The organism is Pseudomonas sp. DVZ6 (assembly GCF_024259445.1).
GTDB classification, from domain to species: Bacteria; Pseudomonadota; Gammaproteobacteria; order Pseudomonadales; family Pseudomonadaceae; genus Aquipseudomonas; species Aquipseudomonas peradeniyensis.
On sequence record NZ_JANCLM010000021.1, the window covers coordinates 26,731 to 43,744 of the forward strand.

Consider the following 17,014-nt stretch of genomic DNA (forward strand, 5'->3'; position numbering starts at 1 on the left):
CATCGCCCGCGCAACGGGCCTTTGCGTGGCGCGCAACACCTCAGCCGGCCAGCAGCCCCTCGCAGAAGGCGACGAACGCCATGACCCGGCGCGAGCCTCGGTGGTTGGGCAGGTACAGAGCGTTGATGCTGGCGCTGGCCGCCCCCGGACTCACCGTCCAGTCGGCGAACAACCTTTGCAGGCGCCCGGCTTCGACATCCTCGCGCACCAGCCAGTCGGCCAGCAGCGCCACGCCGCTACCGGCAATGGCCGCCTCGCGCAGCAGGTCGGCGTTGGCGCTGCGCAACGGGCCGCTGACGTCCAGTTCCAGGCGCTGCTCGCCCAGGCTCAGCCGCCAGGGCCGTGCCGACTGGCCGTAGCGAAAGCGCAGGCAGGCGCACGCGGCCAGTTGCTGCGGTTCGGTAAGCACTGGCTGCTGGCTCAGGTATGCCGGGCTGGCCACCAGCCAGCGCTCGAAACGCCCCAGCGGGCGACACACCAGTTCGTCGCTGGGCGCCGGCTCGCCGAGGCGGATGCTCAGGTCGTAGCGACCATCGAGCAGGTCGTCGAAGCGGTCGCTCAGGTCGATGTCCAGTTCCAGTGCCGGGTGGCGGGCGAGGAACGCGCCCAGGTGCGGAGCGATGACCCGGCGACCGAATTCCACCGGCAGGCACAGGCGCAACACGCCGACTGGTTCCTCGCCGCGGTCGGCGACGCTGGCGTCGGCCTCGGCCAGGGCCTCGAGGATCTCGCGGGCCCGCTGGTAGTAGCTGGCGCCGGCTTCGGTCAGGCTGACCTGGCGGGTCGAGCGGTTGAGCAGGCTGGCCCCCAGCTCCAGTTCCAAGGCGTCGACCTGGCGGGTCACCGAGGAGGTCGCCACCCCCAGCCTGCGCGCAGCGGCGGAAAAGCCGCCGACCTCGGCGGTGGCCATGAACACCTTGAGCGCCAGCAGCTTGTCCATCGTCAATCTTCCATGGGGCAAAGGCCGAAACCTTCCTACAATCACCGGCTGGAATCAACCATGCGCGAGGCGCCCATGCCCGACAACCTGTTTACCGCCCTGCCCCCGCTCGCGCCCGACGCCGACGAGCAGTTCACCGACCTGCTCCGGCGCCCGGGTCTGCGCATCGAGCGCATCGTCTCCAGCGGCCAGGCCAGCCCGCCAGGGTTCTGGTACGACCAGACCGAGGGCGAATGGGTGGTCGTGCTCAGTGGCAGCGCCGGGCTGCGCCTGGAGCATGAGCCGCGCACCCGCGTGCTGCGCCCCGGCGACCATCTGGACATCCCGCCCGGTTGCCGCCACCGCGTGGAGTGGACCGAACCCGGCGTGGCTACGGTATGGCTGGCGGTGTTCTATCAGGGCTGAGCCAAGGCCGCTGCGGCAGGCATCGCCTGCAGGCGATAGAACCGCCACGGCAGCAGCACCGCCGCCACGGCCAGGCCACAGGCGAACCCGACCCACACACCCACCGCGCCCAGCGCGGAGTGGAAGGCCAGCCAGTAGCTCAGCGGCAACGCCAGCAACCAGTAGCTGATCATGGTCACGCCCACCGGCCAGCGGTAGTCCTGCAGGCCGCGCAAGGCGCCCAGCGCGGTGGACTGCAAGCCATCGGCCACCTGCATGGCCGCGACCACCACGAACATCGGCACGGCGATGGCGATCACCTGCGGGTCGTCGCTCATGGCCTCGGCGATGGAGCGGCCGAACAACGCCAACAGCACGGTGGCCACCAGCATCCAGGCGCTCACGCTGGCAAAGGTGGCGCTGCCGATGGCACGGATGCGCGCCGTCTCGCCGCGGCCCTGGGCCTGACTGATGCGGATGCTCACCGCCGCGGCCATGCCCAGCGGCAGCATGTACAGCAACGCGCCGATCGATTGCACCACCTGGTTGGCCGCCAGTGCGGCATTACCCAGCCAGCCCAGCATCCAGGCGGCGATCACCACCGCGCCGGCTTCGGCGAGATAACCCAGGCCCAGCGGCCAGCCTTCGCCCAGCAGCGTGCGCCAGCTCAGTCGCGCCCCCTGCGGCGCCTGACGGTAGCGGGCCAGCGATGGCGCCAGGCGCCAATAAGCCAGGGCCAGCAACACCGCCAGCGATTCGGCGATCACCCCGGCGATACCCGCGCCCAGCAGGCCCAGCGTCGGCAGGCCGAAATGGCCGTGGATCAACCCGTAGCTCAGCGGAATGTTGAACAGCACCGCGCTCATCACCAGCAGCACGCCCACCCAGGGCCGGCCGATGGCTTCCAGCACATCCTTGAACACCACCGCCAGGCAGTACGGGATCAGGAACACCGCCATGGCCTGCCAGTACGGCGTCAGCAGCGCCACGTCGGGCAGCGGCACGCCCAGCCATTGCACCAATGGCAGGCAGGCCAGCATCGCCAGGCAGCCGAGGATGCCCACCAGCAGGCCATAGCCCAGCCCGGCGCGCAGGGTGCGCGCCACGGTGCCGGGGTCGTCGGCGCCGAAGGCATGGCCGACGCGCACGCTGAGGGTGGCAAGCATGCCGTAGAGCCCGGCATGGAAGATCAGCCCGGCGCTGCTGGTCAGCGCGACACAGGCCAGCACCACGGTGCCCAGCGAGGCCAGCAGCACGGTATCGGTCAGGCTGATCAGCTCGGCCGCCGACAGGCCCAGCACCAGCGGCAGCGCCAGGCGCAACAGACCGGGCAGCTCACCCAGCCAGGCAATGTTCTTGCGTGAAACAAGGGCAGTCACGGTAGTAACCTCCAATTGACATACGCCGCGTATGCTAATGCCATTTATTGACATACGCAACGTATGCTAGTTTGCAGCCATCGCTTTTCACCCGGAGCCCTCCATGCCCACCCCTCGCCGCAGCCGCGCCGCCATGAGCGCGGATACCATCGAACGGCTGATCGCCGTCGCCCGCCGCCAGTTCGCCGAAAAGGGCTTTGCCGCCGTGGTGATGGACGAACTGTGCGCCGAAGCCGACCTCACCCGGGGCGCCCTGCACCACCATTTCGGCGGCAAGGCCGGGCTGTTCAGCGCCGTGGTGGAGCACCTGCTCGAGGAGATCAACCAGGCGCTCGACGCCCGCTACGCCACCCACGACGACCCATGGGACGGCTATATCGACACCTGCCTGTACTACTACGACCTGCTGCACGAGCCGGCCCTGCGGCGCATCCTGCTGCAGGACGCCCCCGGGGTACTCGGCCCGCGCCTGCGCGAACTGGAGGAAGCCAGCTACATCGGGCCCATGGCCCAGGGGCTGGTGGAGTTGCAGCAGGCCGGCAGGCTGCGCGCCTTCGACGCCGTGGCCATGGCGCACCTGATCAACGGCGCGATGGGCGACAGCGGCATGTGGGTGATCGCCCAGGACGATCCGCAGGCGGCGGCGGAACGGGTGAAGGGGGCGTTGCGCTGTTTGATGGAGGGGTTGCAGGTCTGAATGGCTACGCCCACCTGTAGGAGCGGCCTCGTGCCGCGAAAGGGCTGCGCAGCGGCCCCAGGATTTCAGGACTGAGCAAAGATCGCCGGGGCCGCTTTGCGGCCCTTTCGCGGCACAAGGCCGCTCCTACACGGGAGGATTACGGCCTATAGAAATTTTGCTCGCCGAAAAATGTACTAACTTGTTAATTAGCTTGCTAAGGGCTTAAACTTCTCGCATTCCACCTGCGAGATCCCTGGCATGAAAGACTCACCCCGCGCCTCCGGCGCCTCAACCTTCATCCTGGTCGGCCTGGGCGTCGTCATCGCCCTGCTCGGCCTGCTCCTGGCTGCCGGCGGCGTCAAGCTGGCCGGCCTGGGCGGCTCCTGGTACTTCCTGGGCGGCGGCCTGGCCATGGCCATTGCCGGCATCCTCATCGCCCGTCGCAAGCCCGCTGGCGCCTGGCTCTATGCGCTGTTCCTCGCCGGTACCGCGATCTGGGCCGTGGCCGACGCCGGGTTGGTGTTCTGGCCGCTGTTCTCGCGGCTGTTCATGTTCGCCGCCATCGGCCTGGTGGTAGTGCTGGTGTATCCGCAACTGGTCCGGCGCCCGGCGCGTGGCGCCTACGGCATCGCCGGTCTGCTGGGCGTGGCGCTGGCGATCGCCGCCGGCAACATGTTCGTCGCCCACCCCAGCGTCGCTCCTACCAGCAAGGGCCCGGGCCTGACGCCAGTGGAACCCGGCCAGCAACAGAAGGACTGGGCCCACTACGGCAACACCGAGGGCGGCAGCCGCTTCGCCGCGCTGGACCAGATCAACCGTGGCAACGTCGACCAGCTCAAGGTGGCCTGGACCTACCACACCGGTGACGTCGCCCTCAGCGACGGCAACGGCGCCGAAGACCAGCTCACGCCGCTGCAGGTGGGCGACAAGGTGTTCATCTGCACCCCGCACAACAACCTGATCGCCCTCGACGCCGACACCGGCAAGGAGCTGTGGAAGAACGCCATCAACGCCCAGTCCAAGGTCTGGCAGCGCTGCCGCGGCCTGGCCTACTTCGACGCCAGCGCGCCGATCGCCCAGCCGACCCGGCCCGACAGCACGCCGGTCAGCGTGAGCAGCGTGCCGGCCGGCGCCAACTGCCAGCGCCGCCTGCTGACCAACACCATCGATGCCCGCCTGATCGCAGTCGATGCCGACACCGGCGCGTTCTGCGAAGGCTTCGGCGACAACGGCCAGGTCGACCTCAAGGCCGGCCTGGGCAACGTGCCGGACTCGTACTACCAGCTGTCCTCGGCACCGTTGATGGCCGGTACCACCGTGGTGGTCGGCGGCCGCGTCGCCGACAACGTCCAGACCGACATGCCCGGCGGCGTGATCCGTGGCTTCGATGTGATCACCGGCGCCCAGCGCTGGGCCTTCGACCCGGGCAACCCGCAGGACCGCGACGCCCCGCAAGACGACCGGACCTACGTGCGCAGCACACCCAACAGCTGGGCGCCGATGTCGTACGACCCTGCGATGAACACCCTGTTCCTGCCGATGGGCTCCTCGTCCACCGACATCTACGGCGTCGAACGCAACAAGCTTGATCACACCTACGGCGCCTCGGTGCTGGCCCTGGACGCCACCACCGGCAACGAAAAGTGGGTGTACCAGACCGTGCACAACGATCTCTGGGACTTCGACCTGCCGATGCAGCCGAGCCTGATCGACTTCACCAAGGATGACGGCAATACCGTGCCCGCCGTGGTGATCGGCACCAAGGCCGGGCAGATCTACGTGCTCGATCGCGCCACCGGCAAGCCGCTGACCCAGGTCGACGAAGTACCGGTAAAACCGGGCAACATCCCCAACGAGCCGTATTCGCCGACCCAGCCGAAGTCGGTGGGCATGCCGCAGATCGGCGCGCAGACCCTGACCGAGTCGGACATGTGGGGCGCCACCCCGTACGACCAGCTGCTGTGCCGCATCGACTTCAAGAAGATGCGCTATGACGGCCTGTACACCGCGCCGGGCACCGACCTGTCGCTGAGCTTCCCGGGTTCGCTGGGCGGCATGAACTGGGGCAGCCTCTCCACCGACCCGGTGCATGGCTTCATCTTCGTCAATGACATGCGCCTGGGCCTGTGGATCCAGATGATCCCTTCGCAGAACACGGGTGCGGCAGCGGGCGGCGGCGAGGCGCTGAACACCGGCATGGGCGCGGTGCCGCTCAAGGGCACACCGTATGCGGTGAACAAGAACCGCTTCCTGTCGGTGGCCGGTATCCCGTGCCAGGCGCCGCCATTCGGCACCCTCACCGCCATCGACATGAAGACCCGGCAGATCGCCTGGCAGGTACCGGTCGGCACTGTCGAGGACACCGGCCCCCTGGGCATCCGCATGCACCTGCCGATCAAGATCGGCCTGCCGACCCTGGGCGGCACCCTGTCCACCCAGGGCGGCCTGGTGTTCATCGCCGGCACCCAGGACTTCTACCTGCGCGCCTACGACAGCGGCAACGGCAACGAGATCTGGAAGGCCCGCCTGCCGGTCGGCAGCCAGGGCGGCCCGATGACCTATGTGTCGCCGAAGACCGGCAAGCAGTACGTGGTGATCACCGCCGGCGGCGCACGCCAGTCGACCGATCGTGGCGACTACGTGATGGCGTACGCCCTGCCCTGAACCGCGTCGCCCTCTTCGCGGGTAAACCCGCTCCCACAGGACTTTCACTGGACTGCAACTTGTGCGGTCCCTGTGGGAGCGGGTTTACCCGCGAAGGGGCCCTATACACAACCCGAGATTACGCAATGCCCCGTGCTTTTCGTTTCACTCCCTTCTTTCTCTTGCTGACCAGCACCGCGTCTCTCGCCGACGACAACACCCTGACCGGCGACTGGGGCGGCCTGCGCCACCGGCTCGCGGCAGACGGCATCAGCTTCACCGGCGACTACAGCGGCGAGACCGCCTACAACGCCCATGGCGGCCTGCACCGCTCGGCCCGCTACTCGCAGAACCTCAAGCTGGGCGTGCAGTTCGACCTGTCGAAGCTGTACGGCCTGGACAACGGCGGCAAGGTCCAGCTGACCATCAACGACCGGCGCGGTAACAGCGCCTCGGAGGACCTGGTGGGCAACCGCCTGCCGATCCAGGAAAACTACGGCGGCCTCTACACCCGCCTGACCGAACTCAGCTACGAGCGCAACCTGTCGCCCGCGCTGAACCTCAAGCTCGGCTACATGGCCATGGGCAACGACCTCGGCGGCCTGGACAGCGGCATCCTGTGCAACTTCATGAACGCCGGCTTCTGCGGTCACCCGCTGAACATGTCCGGCGGCAGCGGCTGGACCAACTACCCCAACGCCCACCTCGGCGTACGGGTGAAATATGACCTGACGCCCGACTGGCAACTGCGGGTGGCGGCGTTCAACGTCGACCCAGAGAGCAACGGCAATGCCAGCCGTGCCTGGCACCTGGGGCCCAAGCACAGCACCGGCACCGTGGTCCCGGTGGAGCTGGTGTACAAGCTGCGCGGCGAACTGCCGGGCGAGTACAAGCTCGGTTACTACTACGACAGCTCGAACGCGAAGCGCATCGGCAGCAGCGAGGAAGTCGCCGGTCGTGGTGGGCATTACCTGCTGGTCGACCAGGCCGTGTGGAACGACCCGGTATCGCCCGAGCGCAGCCTGCATGCCTTCGGCCAGTACTCGGCGTCGAGCAAGGCCGCCTCGCCGTTCACCAGGTGGTATGGCGCAGGCGTGGTGCTGTACAAGCCGTTCGCAAGCCGGCCACGGGATACCGTCGCGCTGGGGTATGGCCGCGCGGTGCCGAACCCGCGTAGCCGCGATGTGCTGGAAGATGCGGCCGTCGATGCCGGGCAGCCCGTCCCCAACCTCGACAGCGCCGAGCAGTTGGTCGAGCTGAGCTATGGCTACCAGGCCACCGCGTGGCTGAACCTGCGGCCGGATGTGCAGTACATCGTCGAGCCGGGGGCGTTTTCCGGGAAGAACATCGACAACGCGCTGGTGTTCGGCTTGCAGGTCAAGGCGACGTTCTGAAACCAAGCCTGGCGTGACCTGTAGGAGCGGCCTTGTGCCGCGAAAGGGCTGCGCAGCAGCCCCTGGGTTTTAGCGTTAAAGCATCAATCGCCGGGGCTGCCATGCAGCCCGTTCGCGGCGCAAGGCCGCTCCTACAGGTCCGCGTTGGCGCGCATAGCTTTTTCCTGCCCAGCAACCACATATTTACTAATTTCCCCGCCCCGCCCCCTGTCCCAGTATCTGGCGCAACTACAACAACAAAGAGCGGGGAAACTGTCATGAGTGCAAGTGCGTCCGTGCCTGCCAGCGTGCAGCACGATCAAGCCGGCTTTCGCCGGGTCCTGGGGCTGGGGTCGCTGCTGGCGGTGGCCGTGGGCCTGGTGGTGTCGCAAGGGGTGATGGTGATGATGCTGCAGGGGGTCGGCGCCGCCGGCCTGGGCTTCATCGTGCCCTTGGGCTTGGCCTACCTGCTGGCCCTGAGCTACGCCTTTTCCTTCTCGGAACTATCCCTGCTGGTGCCGCGCGCCGGCAGCCTGTCGAGCTACACCGAAGTGGCGCTGGGGCACTTCCCGGCGATCCTGGCGACCTTTTCCGGCTACGTGGTGGTGGCCATGTTCGCCCTGTCGGCCGAGCTGCTGTTGCTCGACCTGATCATCGGCAAGGTCTACCCCGGGGTGTTCCCGCAGTACTCGGTGGCCTTCGGCGTGCTCGCCCTGTTCACCGGCCTCAACCTGATGGGCATCGACATCTTCGCCAAGCTGCAGAGCGCCATGGCCGTGGTCATGGTGATCGTACTGCTGATCCTCGGCATCGCCGCGATCAGCGAAGGGCATGCCGAGGGGGTCACCACCACCCTGCTGCAGGGCGACTGGAACCCCATGGGCGCCGGGGTGCTGGCCCTGACCGCCATGGCCGTGTGGGGTTTCGTCGGCGCCGAGTTCGTCTGCTCGCTGGTGGAGGAAACCCGCAAGCCCGAACGCAACATCCCGCGCTCGATGATCATCGGCCTGACCGTGATCTTCGCCACCATCGGCCTGTACGGCTTGGGCGCGCTGTTCCTGGTGCCCCGGGAAGCCCTGAGCAGCGACGCCCTGCCCCACTACCTGTTCGCCACCACGGTGTTCGGCAAGACCGGCGAGGTGTTCCTGGTGATCGCCGCGGTGACCGCCACCTGCAGCACCCTCAACACGTCGCTCGCGGCCATTCCACGCATGCTCTACGGCATGGCCTGCAACGGCCAGGCGTTCCCCCAGTTCAAGCAGCTCAGCCCGCGGGCGCGCACGCCCTGGGTGGCCGTGCTGTTCGTCGCGGCGATCACCGGCCTGCCTATCCTGCTGATGGGCCAGGACGCCGCGGCAATCAACCTGTTGCTGCTGGCCGCCGCGCTGGCCTGGCTGCTGGCGTACATCATCGTGCACCTGGATGTGATCGCCTTGCGGCTGCGCTACCCACATCTGGCGAGGCCATTTCGCACACCGTTCTACCCACTGCCGCAGCTGTTCGGTATCGGCGGGATGCTGTACGCGATCTGGCATGCCTCGCCCAGCCCGGAGATGAACCTGAAGGTGTTCGGTACGGCGGGAGTGGTACTGGCGGTGGTGTCGCTGATTGCCGTCGTGTGGATCAAGGGCGTGATGAAGAAACCGTTGTTCAGGCCTGAGCCGCTGTAACCTTGTCACGGGGCCACCCCGCTCCCACAGATGCCTGCGCAACCTGTGGGAGCGGGCTGGCCCCGCGATTGTCATGCCTGCTTCAGATGATCCACCAACCGCCGCAACATCACATCGCATCCCTGCAACTGCTCGACACTGACAAACTCGTCGGGCTTGTGGCCCTGGTCCATGCTCCCAGGCCCGCAGACCACCGTGGGGATACCCGCCTGGTCGAACAGACCGCCCTCGGTACCGAAGGCCACGGTACCGAAATCGTCCGAACCGCTGAGCAACGCCACCAGTTGTGCGGCCTCGCTCTCGGCTGGCGTGGCCAGGCCCGGGTAGGCGCTCAGGGCGCGCAGGCGAATGTCGCTGGCGCCACTGACGGCACGCATGCGCGGCAGCAGCTCGGCCTCGGCGTAGGTCTGCAGACGGTCGGCCACGGCCTGGGCCTCGAAGCCGGGCAAGGCGCGCACTTCGAAGTCGAACTCGCACTCCTCGGGGACGATATTCAGCGCCCGGCCGCCCTTGATCACCCCGGTCTGCACCGTGGAGAACGGCGGGTCGAAGCGCTCGTCGTGATGCTCGGGACGCGCCAGCTCGTCACCGATCTCGCCCAGCTTGCCGATCAGCCGCGCCGCGTACTCGATGGCATTGACGCCGTAGGGCGCATAGGCCGAGTGGCAGGCGGCGCCATGCACCTGGCAGCGCATGGCCAGCTTGCCCTTGTGGCCGAGCACCGGCTTGAGCTCGGTGGGTTCGCCGATCAGGCACAGCCGCGGCTTGTGCGGACGCTGCGCCAGGGCGGCGAGCATCGAGCGCACACCCAGGCAGCCCACCTCCTCGTCATAGGAAAACGCCAGGTGCACCGGCATCTTCAGCGGCTGGGCGAGAAACGCCGGCACCGCCGCCAGCACCGAGGCGATGAAGCCCTTCATGTCGGCCGTGCCACGGCCGTACAGGCGTCCTTCGCGCTCGGTGAGCTGGAACGGTTCGACCGTCCAGGCCTGGCCCTCCACCGGTACCACGTCGGTGTGCCCGGAGAGCACCACGCCGCCACGGTCGGCGGGGCCGATGGTGGCGAACAGATTGGCCTTGGTGCCCTCCTCGTTGTGGAACAGCTCGCTGGCAACGCCAAGTCCGGCCAGGTAATCGCGGATGAAGGCGATCAGCTCGAGATTGGAATCGCGGCTGACCGTGGCGAACCCGATCAAGCGCTCCAGCAGCGCACGGCTGGAAACCTCATTCATCGCCCGGCACTCCATAGCTCGGCGCGGCGGTCGGGTTCAGGGCGCGGGTCACATAGTCCTGCATCTGCGGGCGGTAGGCCTGCCAGAGGCTGTCCAGTTCACCGATGGGATCGTGCTCGGTCCAGTCCACGCGCAGGTCCACCAAAGGCCAGGTCAGCTCTCCGGCGATCTTCAACGCCGCCGAGTGCACCGGCCCCGCCTCGCCACCGGCAGCCATGGCCGCGTGCATCGCCGCCAGCAGGCGGTCGGCCAGGTGGCCGCCGGCCTGCTCGAACGCCGTCACCATGGCCTCGATCACCGCCCGCGACGACAACAGGTTGCCGGCCGCGGCGCATTGCTCGCCGGCCACGGCGTTGTGCACGCCCAGGGCCTCCTTGCCGGTGAACAGCGCCACCTGGCCCTGGCTGTCGATCACCGTGACCTGGCGATACTCGCTCCAGCCATTGGCGCTCAGCACCCGGTCCAGCGCCGCTGCGGGCGGCAACTGGCCCTGTTCGAGGGCGTCAAGGATCTGCGGGCCGAGGGCCGGCAAGGTAATGTTCTGGGTCGACACCGCCCCGACCCCGGCACGTACCCACGGGCAGCGGGCGCCAACGGCGATGCTCGAAGAACTGATGGCGATGCCGACCTGGCCGGTTTCCTGGCAGCGGCCGATGATGGAGAAGGTCATGGTGCAGCTCCTGTGTTGAGGTTACCGGCATTCTCGGTGGGCCCCGGGAGCTGCGAAACCAACATTTTCCTCGGTACTGGGCAGGAAAAAACTAAGGCGCCTGCGAATGCATTCTGTGTAGGAGCGGCCTTGTGTCGCGAAAGGGCCGCACAGCGGCCCCAGGGTTTCAGCGTTAATGCATCAATCGCCGGGGCCGCTGCGCGGCCCTTTCGCGACACAAGGCCGCTCCTACAAGGTCCTGCGCAATCTTGAACATCCGCTTTACAACACAGGCCTTCGCCAATTTATCGGCAAGCCCCAGCTAAATACTATTTTCGCGATTTCCCGCCCATCCCTAGTCTGGCCCCAGGCAAAGGCGGTCCCCACCGACCTGAACAAGAACGCCGCTGAAGAAGGGCTGGGACATGACACTGAACAACATCGAAATCGACACCCTCGTGGTCGGCGCCGGCCAGGCCGGCGTGGCCATGAGCGAACACCTGAGCAAGCTCGGCGTGCCGCACCTGGTGCTGGAGCGCAAGCGCATCGCCGAGGCCTGGCGCAGCGGACGCTGGGATTCGCTGGTGGCCAACGGACCGGTCTGGCACGACCGTTTCCCTGGCCTGGAATTCGACCTCGACGCCGACGCCTTCGCCGGCAAGGAGCAGGTCGCCGACTACTTCGAACAGTACGTGCGCAAGTACAACCTGCCGGTACGCACCGGGGTCGAGGTGAGGAAGGTGGTGCGCAACGCCGACCGCCCGGGCTTCACCATCGACACCAACCAGGGCGTGATCCGCGCCAACCGCGTGGTGGCTGCCACCGGCCCGTTCCAGCGCCCGGTGATCCCGGCCATCGCACCCAAGGACGAAAGCCTGCACCAGATCCACTCCGCCGCCTACTACAACCCCGAGCAGTTGCCCGAGGGCGCGGTGCTGGTGGTCGGCGCCGGCTCCTCCGGGGTGCAGATCGCCGAGGAACTGATGCGCGCCGGGCGCCAGGTGTACCTGTCGGTCGGCGCCCATGACCGTCCGCCGCGCAGCTACCGCAACCGCGATTTCTGCTGGTGGCTGGGCGTGCTTGGCGAGTGGGACGCGGAGATCGCCAAGCCCGGCCGCGAGCACGTGACCATCGCCGTGTCCGGCGCCCGCGGCGGCCACACCGTGAACTTCCGCGCCCTCGCCCACCAGGGCATGACCCTGGTCGGCCTGACCCAGTCGTTCGAGGGCGGCGTGGCCCGCTTCCAGGACAACCTGGCCGAGAACATCAACCGCGGCGACGAGAACTACCTGGCCCTGCTGGACGCCGCCGACGCCTATATCGAACGCAACGGCCTGGACCTGCCGGAAGAGCCCGAGGCACGCAAGCGCCTGCCCGACCCGGCCTGCGTCAGCCAGCCCTTGCCGGAACTGGACCTGGCCCAGGCCAACGTCAGGACCATCATCTGGGCCACCGGCTACGGCGTGGACTTCAGCTGGCTGCAGGTGGACACCTTCGACGCCAACGGCAAGCCACAGCACCAGCGCGGCGTGTCGAGGGAGCCGGGCGTGTATTTCCTCGGCCTGCCCTGGCTGTCGCGCCGTGGCTCGTCGTTCATCTGGGGGGTGTGGCACGACGCCAAGCACGTTGCCGGCCATATCGCCACCCAGCGCACCTACCTGGCTTACCGCGACCGCGAGCAGCGCGCGGCGGATGAGCAGCAACCCTCGATCAGCAACGTCAGCACTTTCGGAGCCCTCTGATGCCTACCCACACTCGCATCCGCATGTTCAACACCAAGGCCACCTACCCCAACCAGACTCTGGATAACGACCTGTGCCAGGCGGTGCGCGCCGGCAACACCATCTATGTGCGCGGGCAGGTCGGCACCGACTTCGAAGGCCGGCTGGTGGGGCTGGGCGATCCGCAGGCCCAGGCCGAGCAGGCGATGAAGAACGTCAAGCAACTGCTCGAAGAAGCGGGCTCGGACCTGTCGCATATCGTCAAGACCACCACCTACATCACCGACCCGCGCTTCCGCGAGCCGGTGTACAAGGAAGTGGGCAAATGGCTCAAGGGGGTGTTCCCGATTTCCACCGGGCTGGTGGTGGCAGGGTTGGCCCAGGCTGAGTGGTTGATGGAGATCGATGTGATCGCGGTGGTGCCGGATCAGGAGTAACGACATGCGATACCTGGGGCTGCCTTGCGGCCCCTTCACCCTTTCAAGGATTTTCGCTGAACCAGCGTTGAGCCCCCTGATAGTTCTGCCAGTTGTCGGTACAGGCAACCCACTCCATAGTCAGCTTTTCGAGTTTGCCAAACTCAGGAGCGGCCATGTCTCAACCAAACTTCCTGCCATCCACAAGGCTGCTGGTGACAGATATTGCCGGCTCGGTTTTGAAACGACTTAGTGACCAGCCGCCAGATGTGTTTGTCTACTGTGCCTTTGGACACCTGGGATCTGCGCGAGCAGTAGCGCCCCTGCTCGGTTTCAATAGCCAGCACCGCGAGCCTTCGACCGGTGTTTACCTGCTTGGAAACGGTTATCGAAGCTTCAACCCAGTACTGATGCGTTTTGTCTCCGCCGACGATATGAGCCCATTTGGTGATGGAGGTATTAATGCTTACTCCTATTGCCATAACGACCCCATCAATCGAGCAGATTCCTCGGGCATGAGCAGCACAATGAATTTATATATTGCGGCAGTAGTAACAACCGCTGTTACCAAGTTCCGAGGATTGATCCATCAGCCCTTCCCCGCGAATGGCACAAACGGTAACGCGTCTCTACGTACGACCTCCATGCCACCTCGCATATTGCCCACCGTGGCGGTGTCGCCTCGCCCTCGCACAGGGACCGAGCCAGCCACTCAACGCAGTGTGGCAGTGATTTCCTCAACCCTTCCCGCCCGACCGGCAAATGACTTGGTGTCGCCACTGCCAGGTTGGACAAACGCTCCCGCTAACAGATCGTTCATATCGTTGCCACCCTCGACCCAAACACGTAGGCCCATGGCGATAGTACGTCCAGTACAAGCACAAACATCTGCCAACGTGGCATACAGCCCCGAGGCACGTACGGCCGAGAACAATTACTCACGATCCCGCAGCAGCTCGATTGAATCAACAGATTCCTGGGATGAGTGGATTCCCAATCAGGAGGCATTGGATGCTCGTAGACAGGAATCAACAGCTAGGCAAAATGGGGGCGTGCGTACCTCAATCTAGTGTGGTGTTTCTGAAACACCACACTAGGCATTATTTCAGCAGAGGCGGCCCATGCAGCTCCTTTGCCGCATTTGTCAATAGATACCACGCTCGACACCGCCCACCTGCCCAAACCGCCCGGCCTGGAAATCATCGAACGACTCGGCGATTTCCGCCTGGCTGTTCATCACGAACGGCCCGTAGCCAACAATCGGCTCGTCGATCGGCTCGCCGCTGAGCAGCAGCACGCTGACCTCTTCCAGCGCCTCGAGGCGCACATCGCTGCCATCGCGCTCCAGCAGCACCAGGCTGGCCGGGCCGGCCTCGCGCTCGTCGTTGACCCGCAGGTTGCCGCGCAGCACCACCAGCGCGGCATTGCGCCCGGCGGCCAAGGGCAGTTGCAACGTGGCACCGGCCTTCAGCCGCAGGTCCCAGACGTCCATCTCGGTGAAGGTGCGCGCCGGTCCCTGATGATCCAGGTAACGTCCGGCGATCACCCGCAGGTTGCCCGCCTCGCCTGCCAGCGCCACCACGGGAATGTCGTTGGCCAGCAGCGTCTGGTAGCCCGCCGCGGCACGCTTGTCCTTGGCCGGCAGGTTGACCCACAGCTGCACCATTTCCAGGGTACCGCCACTACGGGCAAAGGCCGGGGAATGGAACTCCTCGTGGATGATGCCGCCCGCGGCGGTCATCCATTGCACGTCACCCGGCCCGATCAAGCCGCCGGCGCCGGTGGAGTCACGGTGCTCCAGCTCGCCCTGGTAGACGATGGTCACCGTCTCGAAACCGCGATGCGGATGCTGGCCGACGCCGCGACGGGCCGTGGTCGGGGTGAAGTCGTGGGGGCCGGCGTAGTCCAGCAGCAGGAACGGGCTGATGTGCCGGGCCAGATGGTCGTAGGTGAACAGGCTGCGCACCGGGAAGCCGTCGCCCACCCAATGGGCGTGGGGGCTGCGGTGGATACCCTGGATCTTTTTCATGAGAAGCCTCCTCTTGGATAGGTATAACCTTACCGAGGAGGCTAATTAAGCGGTAGACGGAGAAAATGGCATGGATCGTTCTACTGGCAGAACAATTACGCGATCCTGTGGGAGCGGCTTCAGCCGCGAATCAGGCGACGCGGTGCCTGGCACCGGCTGCGCCGGTGTTCGCGGCTGAAGCCGCTCCCACAGGGACCGCGCCGACCTTGTACAACGACGTAGATCAGGCGATCGCCGCGTCCACCAGCACCTGGGCTTCGGCCACCAGGCGCGCAAGGTGCGCCTCGTCGATGAAGCTCTCGGCGTAGATCTTGTAGATGTCCTCGGTGCCCGACGGCCGCGCGGCGAACCAGCCGTTGGCAGTCATCACCTTCAACCCACCGATGGCCTGGCCGTTGCCCGGCGCGTGGCTGAGGATCTGCTCGATCGGCTCGCCGGCCAGTTCGGTGGACGTGACCTGCTCCGGCGCCAGCTTGCTCAGCAGCGCCTTCTGCCGCGCATCGGCCTTGGCCTCGACGCGGGTGGCGTACGGCTTGCCCAGCTTGGCGGTGAGGTCGGCGTAGATCTGGCTCGGATTGCGCTTGGTGCGGGCGGTCATTTCGGCCGCCAGCAGCGCCGGGATCAGGCCGTCCTTGTCGGTGGCCCAGACGCTGCCATCCTTGCGCAGGAACGAGGCGCCGGCGCTCTCTTCGCCGCCAAAGCCCAGCGAGCCGTCGAACAGGCCCTGGGCGAAGAACTTGAAGCCCACCGGCACTTCGTACAGCTCACGGCCCAGCGCGGCGGTGACACGGTCGATCAGGCCGCTGGAGACCACGGTCTTGCCCACCGCCGCATCGCTGCGCCATTGCGGGCGGTTGCGGTACAGGTAGTCGATGGCAACGGCCAGGTAGTTGTTCGGCTGCAGCAGGCCGTCGGCGGTGACGATGCCGTGGCGGTCGTGGTCGGGGTCGCAGGCGAAGGCCACGTCGAAGCGCTCGCGCAGGCCGATCAGGCCCTGCATGGCATACGGCGAGGACGGGTCCATGCGGATCTGGCCATCCCAGTCGACGGTCATGAAGCGGAAGGTCGGGTCGACCTCGGTGTTCACCACTTCCAGGTTCAACTGGTAGCGCTCGGCGATGGCCGACCAGTAGCGCACTCCAGCGCCGCCCAGCGGGTCGACGCCCAGGCGCAGATTGGCGCTGCGGATCACCTCGAAGTCGATGACGTTTTCCAGGTCGGCGACGTAGTTGCTGACGTAGTCGTGACGCTGGGTGGTCGGTGCCGCCAGCGCCTGCTTGTAGTCCATGCGCTTGACGCCGGCCAGGTTGGCCGCCAGCAGCTCATTGGCTTTTGCCTCGATCCACTTGGTCACGTCACTGTCGGCCGGGCCGCCATTGGGCGGGTTGTACTTGAAGCCGCCGCTCTGCGGCGGGTTGTGCGACGGGGTGATGACGATACCGTCGGCCAGGCCCTGCTGGCGGCCACGGTTGTAGCAGAGGATGGCGTGGGACACTGCCGGGGTCGGGGTGTACTCGTCATCCTGGCTCAGCATCACCTGCACGCCGTTGGCGGCCAGCACTTCCAGGGCGCTGGCGGCGGCCGGGGCAGACAACGCGTGGGTGTCGGCGCCGATGAACAGCGGGCCGTCGATGCCCTTTTCCTGGCGATACAGGCAGATGGCCTGGGTGATCGCCAGCACGTGGTATTCGTTGAAGCTCAGCTCGAACGACGTGCCGCGGTGGCCCGAGGTGCCGAAGGCCACGCGCTGGGCCGCCACCGCGGCGTCGGGACGGCCGGTGTAGTAGGCGGTCAACAGGCGGGGGATATCGACCAGCACGCTGGCCGGAGCCGGCTTGCCTGCCAAAGGACTGAGCGTCATGCGGAACCTCGAAATCAACAGAAGTAGGTGTTGGAACG

At 66.5% G+C, this 17,014-nt stretch carries 14 protein-coding genes; 8 read left to right on the plus strand and 6 right to left on the minus strand.

The annotated features are described in order from the left end of the window. Window positions 1–40: 40 nt before the first annotated feature. Window positions 41–940 carry a LysR family transcriptional regulator gene (locus tag NMG10_RS13890; RefSeq protein ID WP_203646233.1) on the minus strand — a complete coding sequence of 300 codons (900 nt, stop codon included), beginning with the start codon at window positions 938–940 and terminating at the stop codon, window positions 41–43. 60 nt (window positions 941–1,000) lie between these two features. On the opposite strand from NMG10_RS13890, the gene NMG10_RS13895 reads away from it, so the two are divergent. After that, complete coding sequence (locus NMG10_RS13895) at window positions 1,001–1,345, plus strand: cupin domain-containing protein (RefSeq protein ID WP_232857602.1); 345 nt, start codon at window positions 1,001–1,003, stop codon at window positions 1,343–1,345. On the opposite strand, the gene NMG10_RS13900 is transcribed toward NMG10_RS13895, so the two are convergent. Beyond that, window positions 1,336–2,703, minus strand: a complete 1,368-nt coding sequence (locus NMG10_RS13900) for an MATE family efflux transporter (protein WP_254464547.1) — start codon at window positions 2,701–2,703, stop codon at window positions 1,336–1,338. The genes NMG10_RS13895 and NMG10_RS13900 overlap by 10 nt on opposite strands. Window positions 2,704–2,806: 103 nt before the next feature. On the opposite strand from NMG10_RS13900, the gene NMG10_RS13905 reads away from it, so the two are divergent. The 4 genes from NMG10_RS13905 (at window position 2,807) to NMG10_RS13920 (ending at window position 9,068) form a co-directional block, all read left to right on the plus strand. Continuing rightward, window positions 2,807–3,400 carry a TetR/AcrR family transcriptional regulator gene (locus tag NMG10_RS13905; protein WP_254464548.1) on the plus strand — a complete coding sequence of 198 codons (594 nt, stop codon included), beginning with the start codon at window positions 2,807–2,809 and terminating at the stop codon, window positions 3,398–3,400. 240 nt (window positions 3,401–3,640) lie between these two features. Further along, window positions 3,641–6,046 (plus strand): glucose/quinate/shikimate family membrane-bound PQQ-dependent dehydrogenase, encoded by a 2,406-nt coding sequence (locus NMG10_RS13910; protein ID WP_254464549.1) that lies wholly within the window; start codon window positions 3,641–3,643, stop codon window positions 6,044–6,046. 125 nt (window positions 6,047–6,171) lie between these two features. Next, window positions 6,172–7,419: a carbohydrate porin gene (locus NMG10_RS13915; protein ID WP_254464550.1), complete on the plus strand. Its 1,248-nt coding sequence runs from the start codon at window positions 6,172–6,174 to the stop codon at window positions 7,417–7,419. Between the two features lie 257 nt (window positions 7,420–7,676). Then, window positions 7,677–9,068 carry an APC family permease gene (locus NMG10_RS13920; protein WP_254464551.1) on the plus strand — a complete coding sequence of 464 codons (1,392 nt, stop codon included), beginning with the start codon at window positions 7,677–7,679 and terminating at the stop codon, window positions 9,066–9,068. A gap of 71 nt (window positions 9,069–9,139) precedes the next feature. On the opposite strand, the gene argE is transcribed toward NMG10_RS13920, so the two are convergent. Both argE and NMG10_RS13930 read right to left on the minus strand, forming a co-directional pair. Beyond that, a complete protein-coding gene (argE, locus tag NMG10_RS13925) occupies window positions 9,140–10,300 on the minus strand; it encodes an acetylornithine deacetylase (RefSeq protein WP_254464552.1) in 1,161 nt (386 codons plus the stop codon). Beyond that, window positions 10,293–10,970, minus strand: coding sequence for a DUF1028 domain-containing protein (locus NMG10_RS13930; protein WP_234562601.1), 678 nt, complete (start codon window positions 10,968–10,970; stop codon window positions 10,293–10,295). Before NMG10_RS13930 ends, argE begins: the two co-directional genes overlap by 8 nt. A 404-nt stretch (window positions 10,971–11,374) precedes the next feature. Here NMG10_RS13930 and NMG10_RS13935 point away from each other — a divergent pair, with 404 nt between their 5' ends. The 3 genes from NMG10_RS13935 (at window position 11,375) to NMG10_RS13945 (ending at window position 14,156) form a co-directional block, all read left to right on the plus strand. Continuing rightward, complete coding sequence (locus NMG10_RS13935) at window positions 11,375–12,691, plus strand: NAD(P)/FAD-dependent oxidoreductase (RefSeq protein WP_254464553.1); 1,317 nt, start codon at window positions 11,375–11,377, stop codon at window positions 12,689–12,691. Beyond that, window positions 12,691–13,107, plus strand: a complete 417-nt coding sequence (locus tag NMG10_RS13940) for a RidA family protein (protein ID WP_232857203.1) — start codon at window positions 12,691–12,693, stop codon at window positions 13,105–13,107. Before NMG10_RS13935 ends, NMG10_RS13940 begins: the two co-directional genes overlap by 1 nt. A gap of 155 nt (window positions 13,108–13,262) precedes the next feature. Further along, complete coding sequence (locus tag NMG10_RS13945; RefSeq protein ID WP_254464554.1) at window positions 13,263–14,156, plus strand: RHS repeat-associated core domain-containing protein; 894 nt, start codon at window positions 13,263–13,265, stop codon at window positions 14,154–14,156. A gap of 74 nt (window positions 14,157–14,230) precedes the next feature. On the opposite strand, the gene NMG10_RS13950 is transcribed toward NMG10_RS13945, so the two are convergent. Both NMG10_RS13950 and pgm read right to left on the minus strand, forming a co-directional pair. Continuing rightward, on the minus strand, window positions 14,231–15,115 hold the full coding sequence (locus NMG10_RS13950; RefSeq protein WP_254464555.1) for a pirin family protein: 885 nt from the start codon (window positions 15,113–15,115) through the stop codon (window positions 14,231–14,233). A 223-nt stretch (window positions 15,116–15,338) separates the two neighbouring features. Further along, complete coding sequence (gene pgm, locus NMG10_RS13955; RefSeq protein WP_254464556.1) at window positions 15,339–16,976, minus strand: phosphoglucomutase (alpha-D-glucose-1,6-bisphosphate-dependent); 1,638 nt, start codon at window positions 16,974–16,976, stop codon at window positions 15,339–15,341. Between the last annotated feature and the right edge of the window lie 38 nt (window positions 16,977–17,014).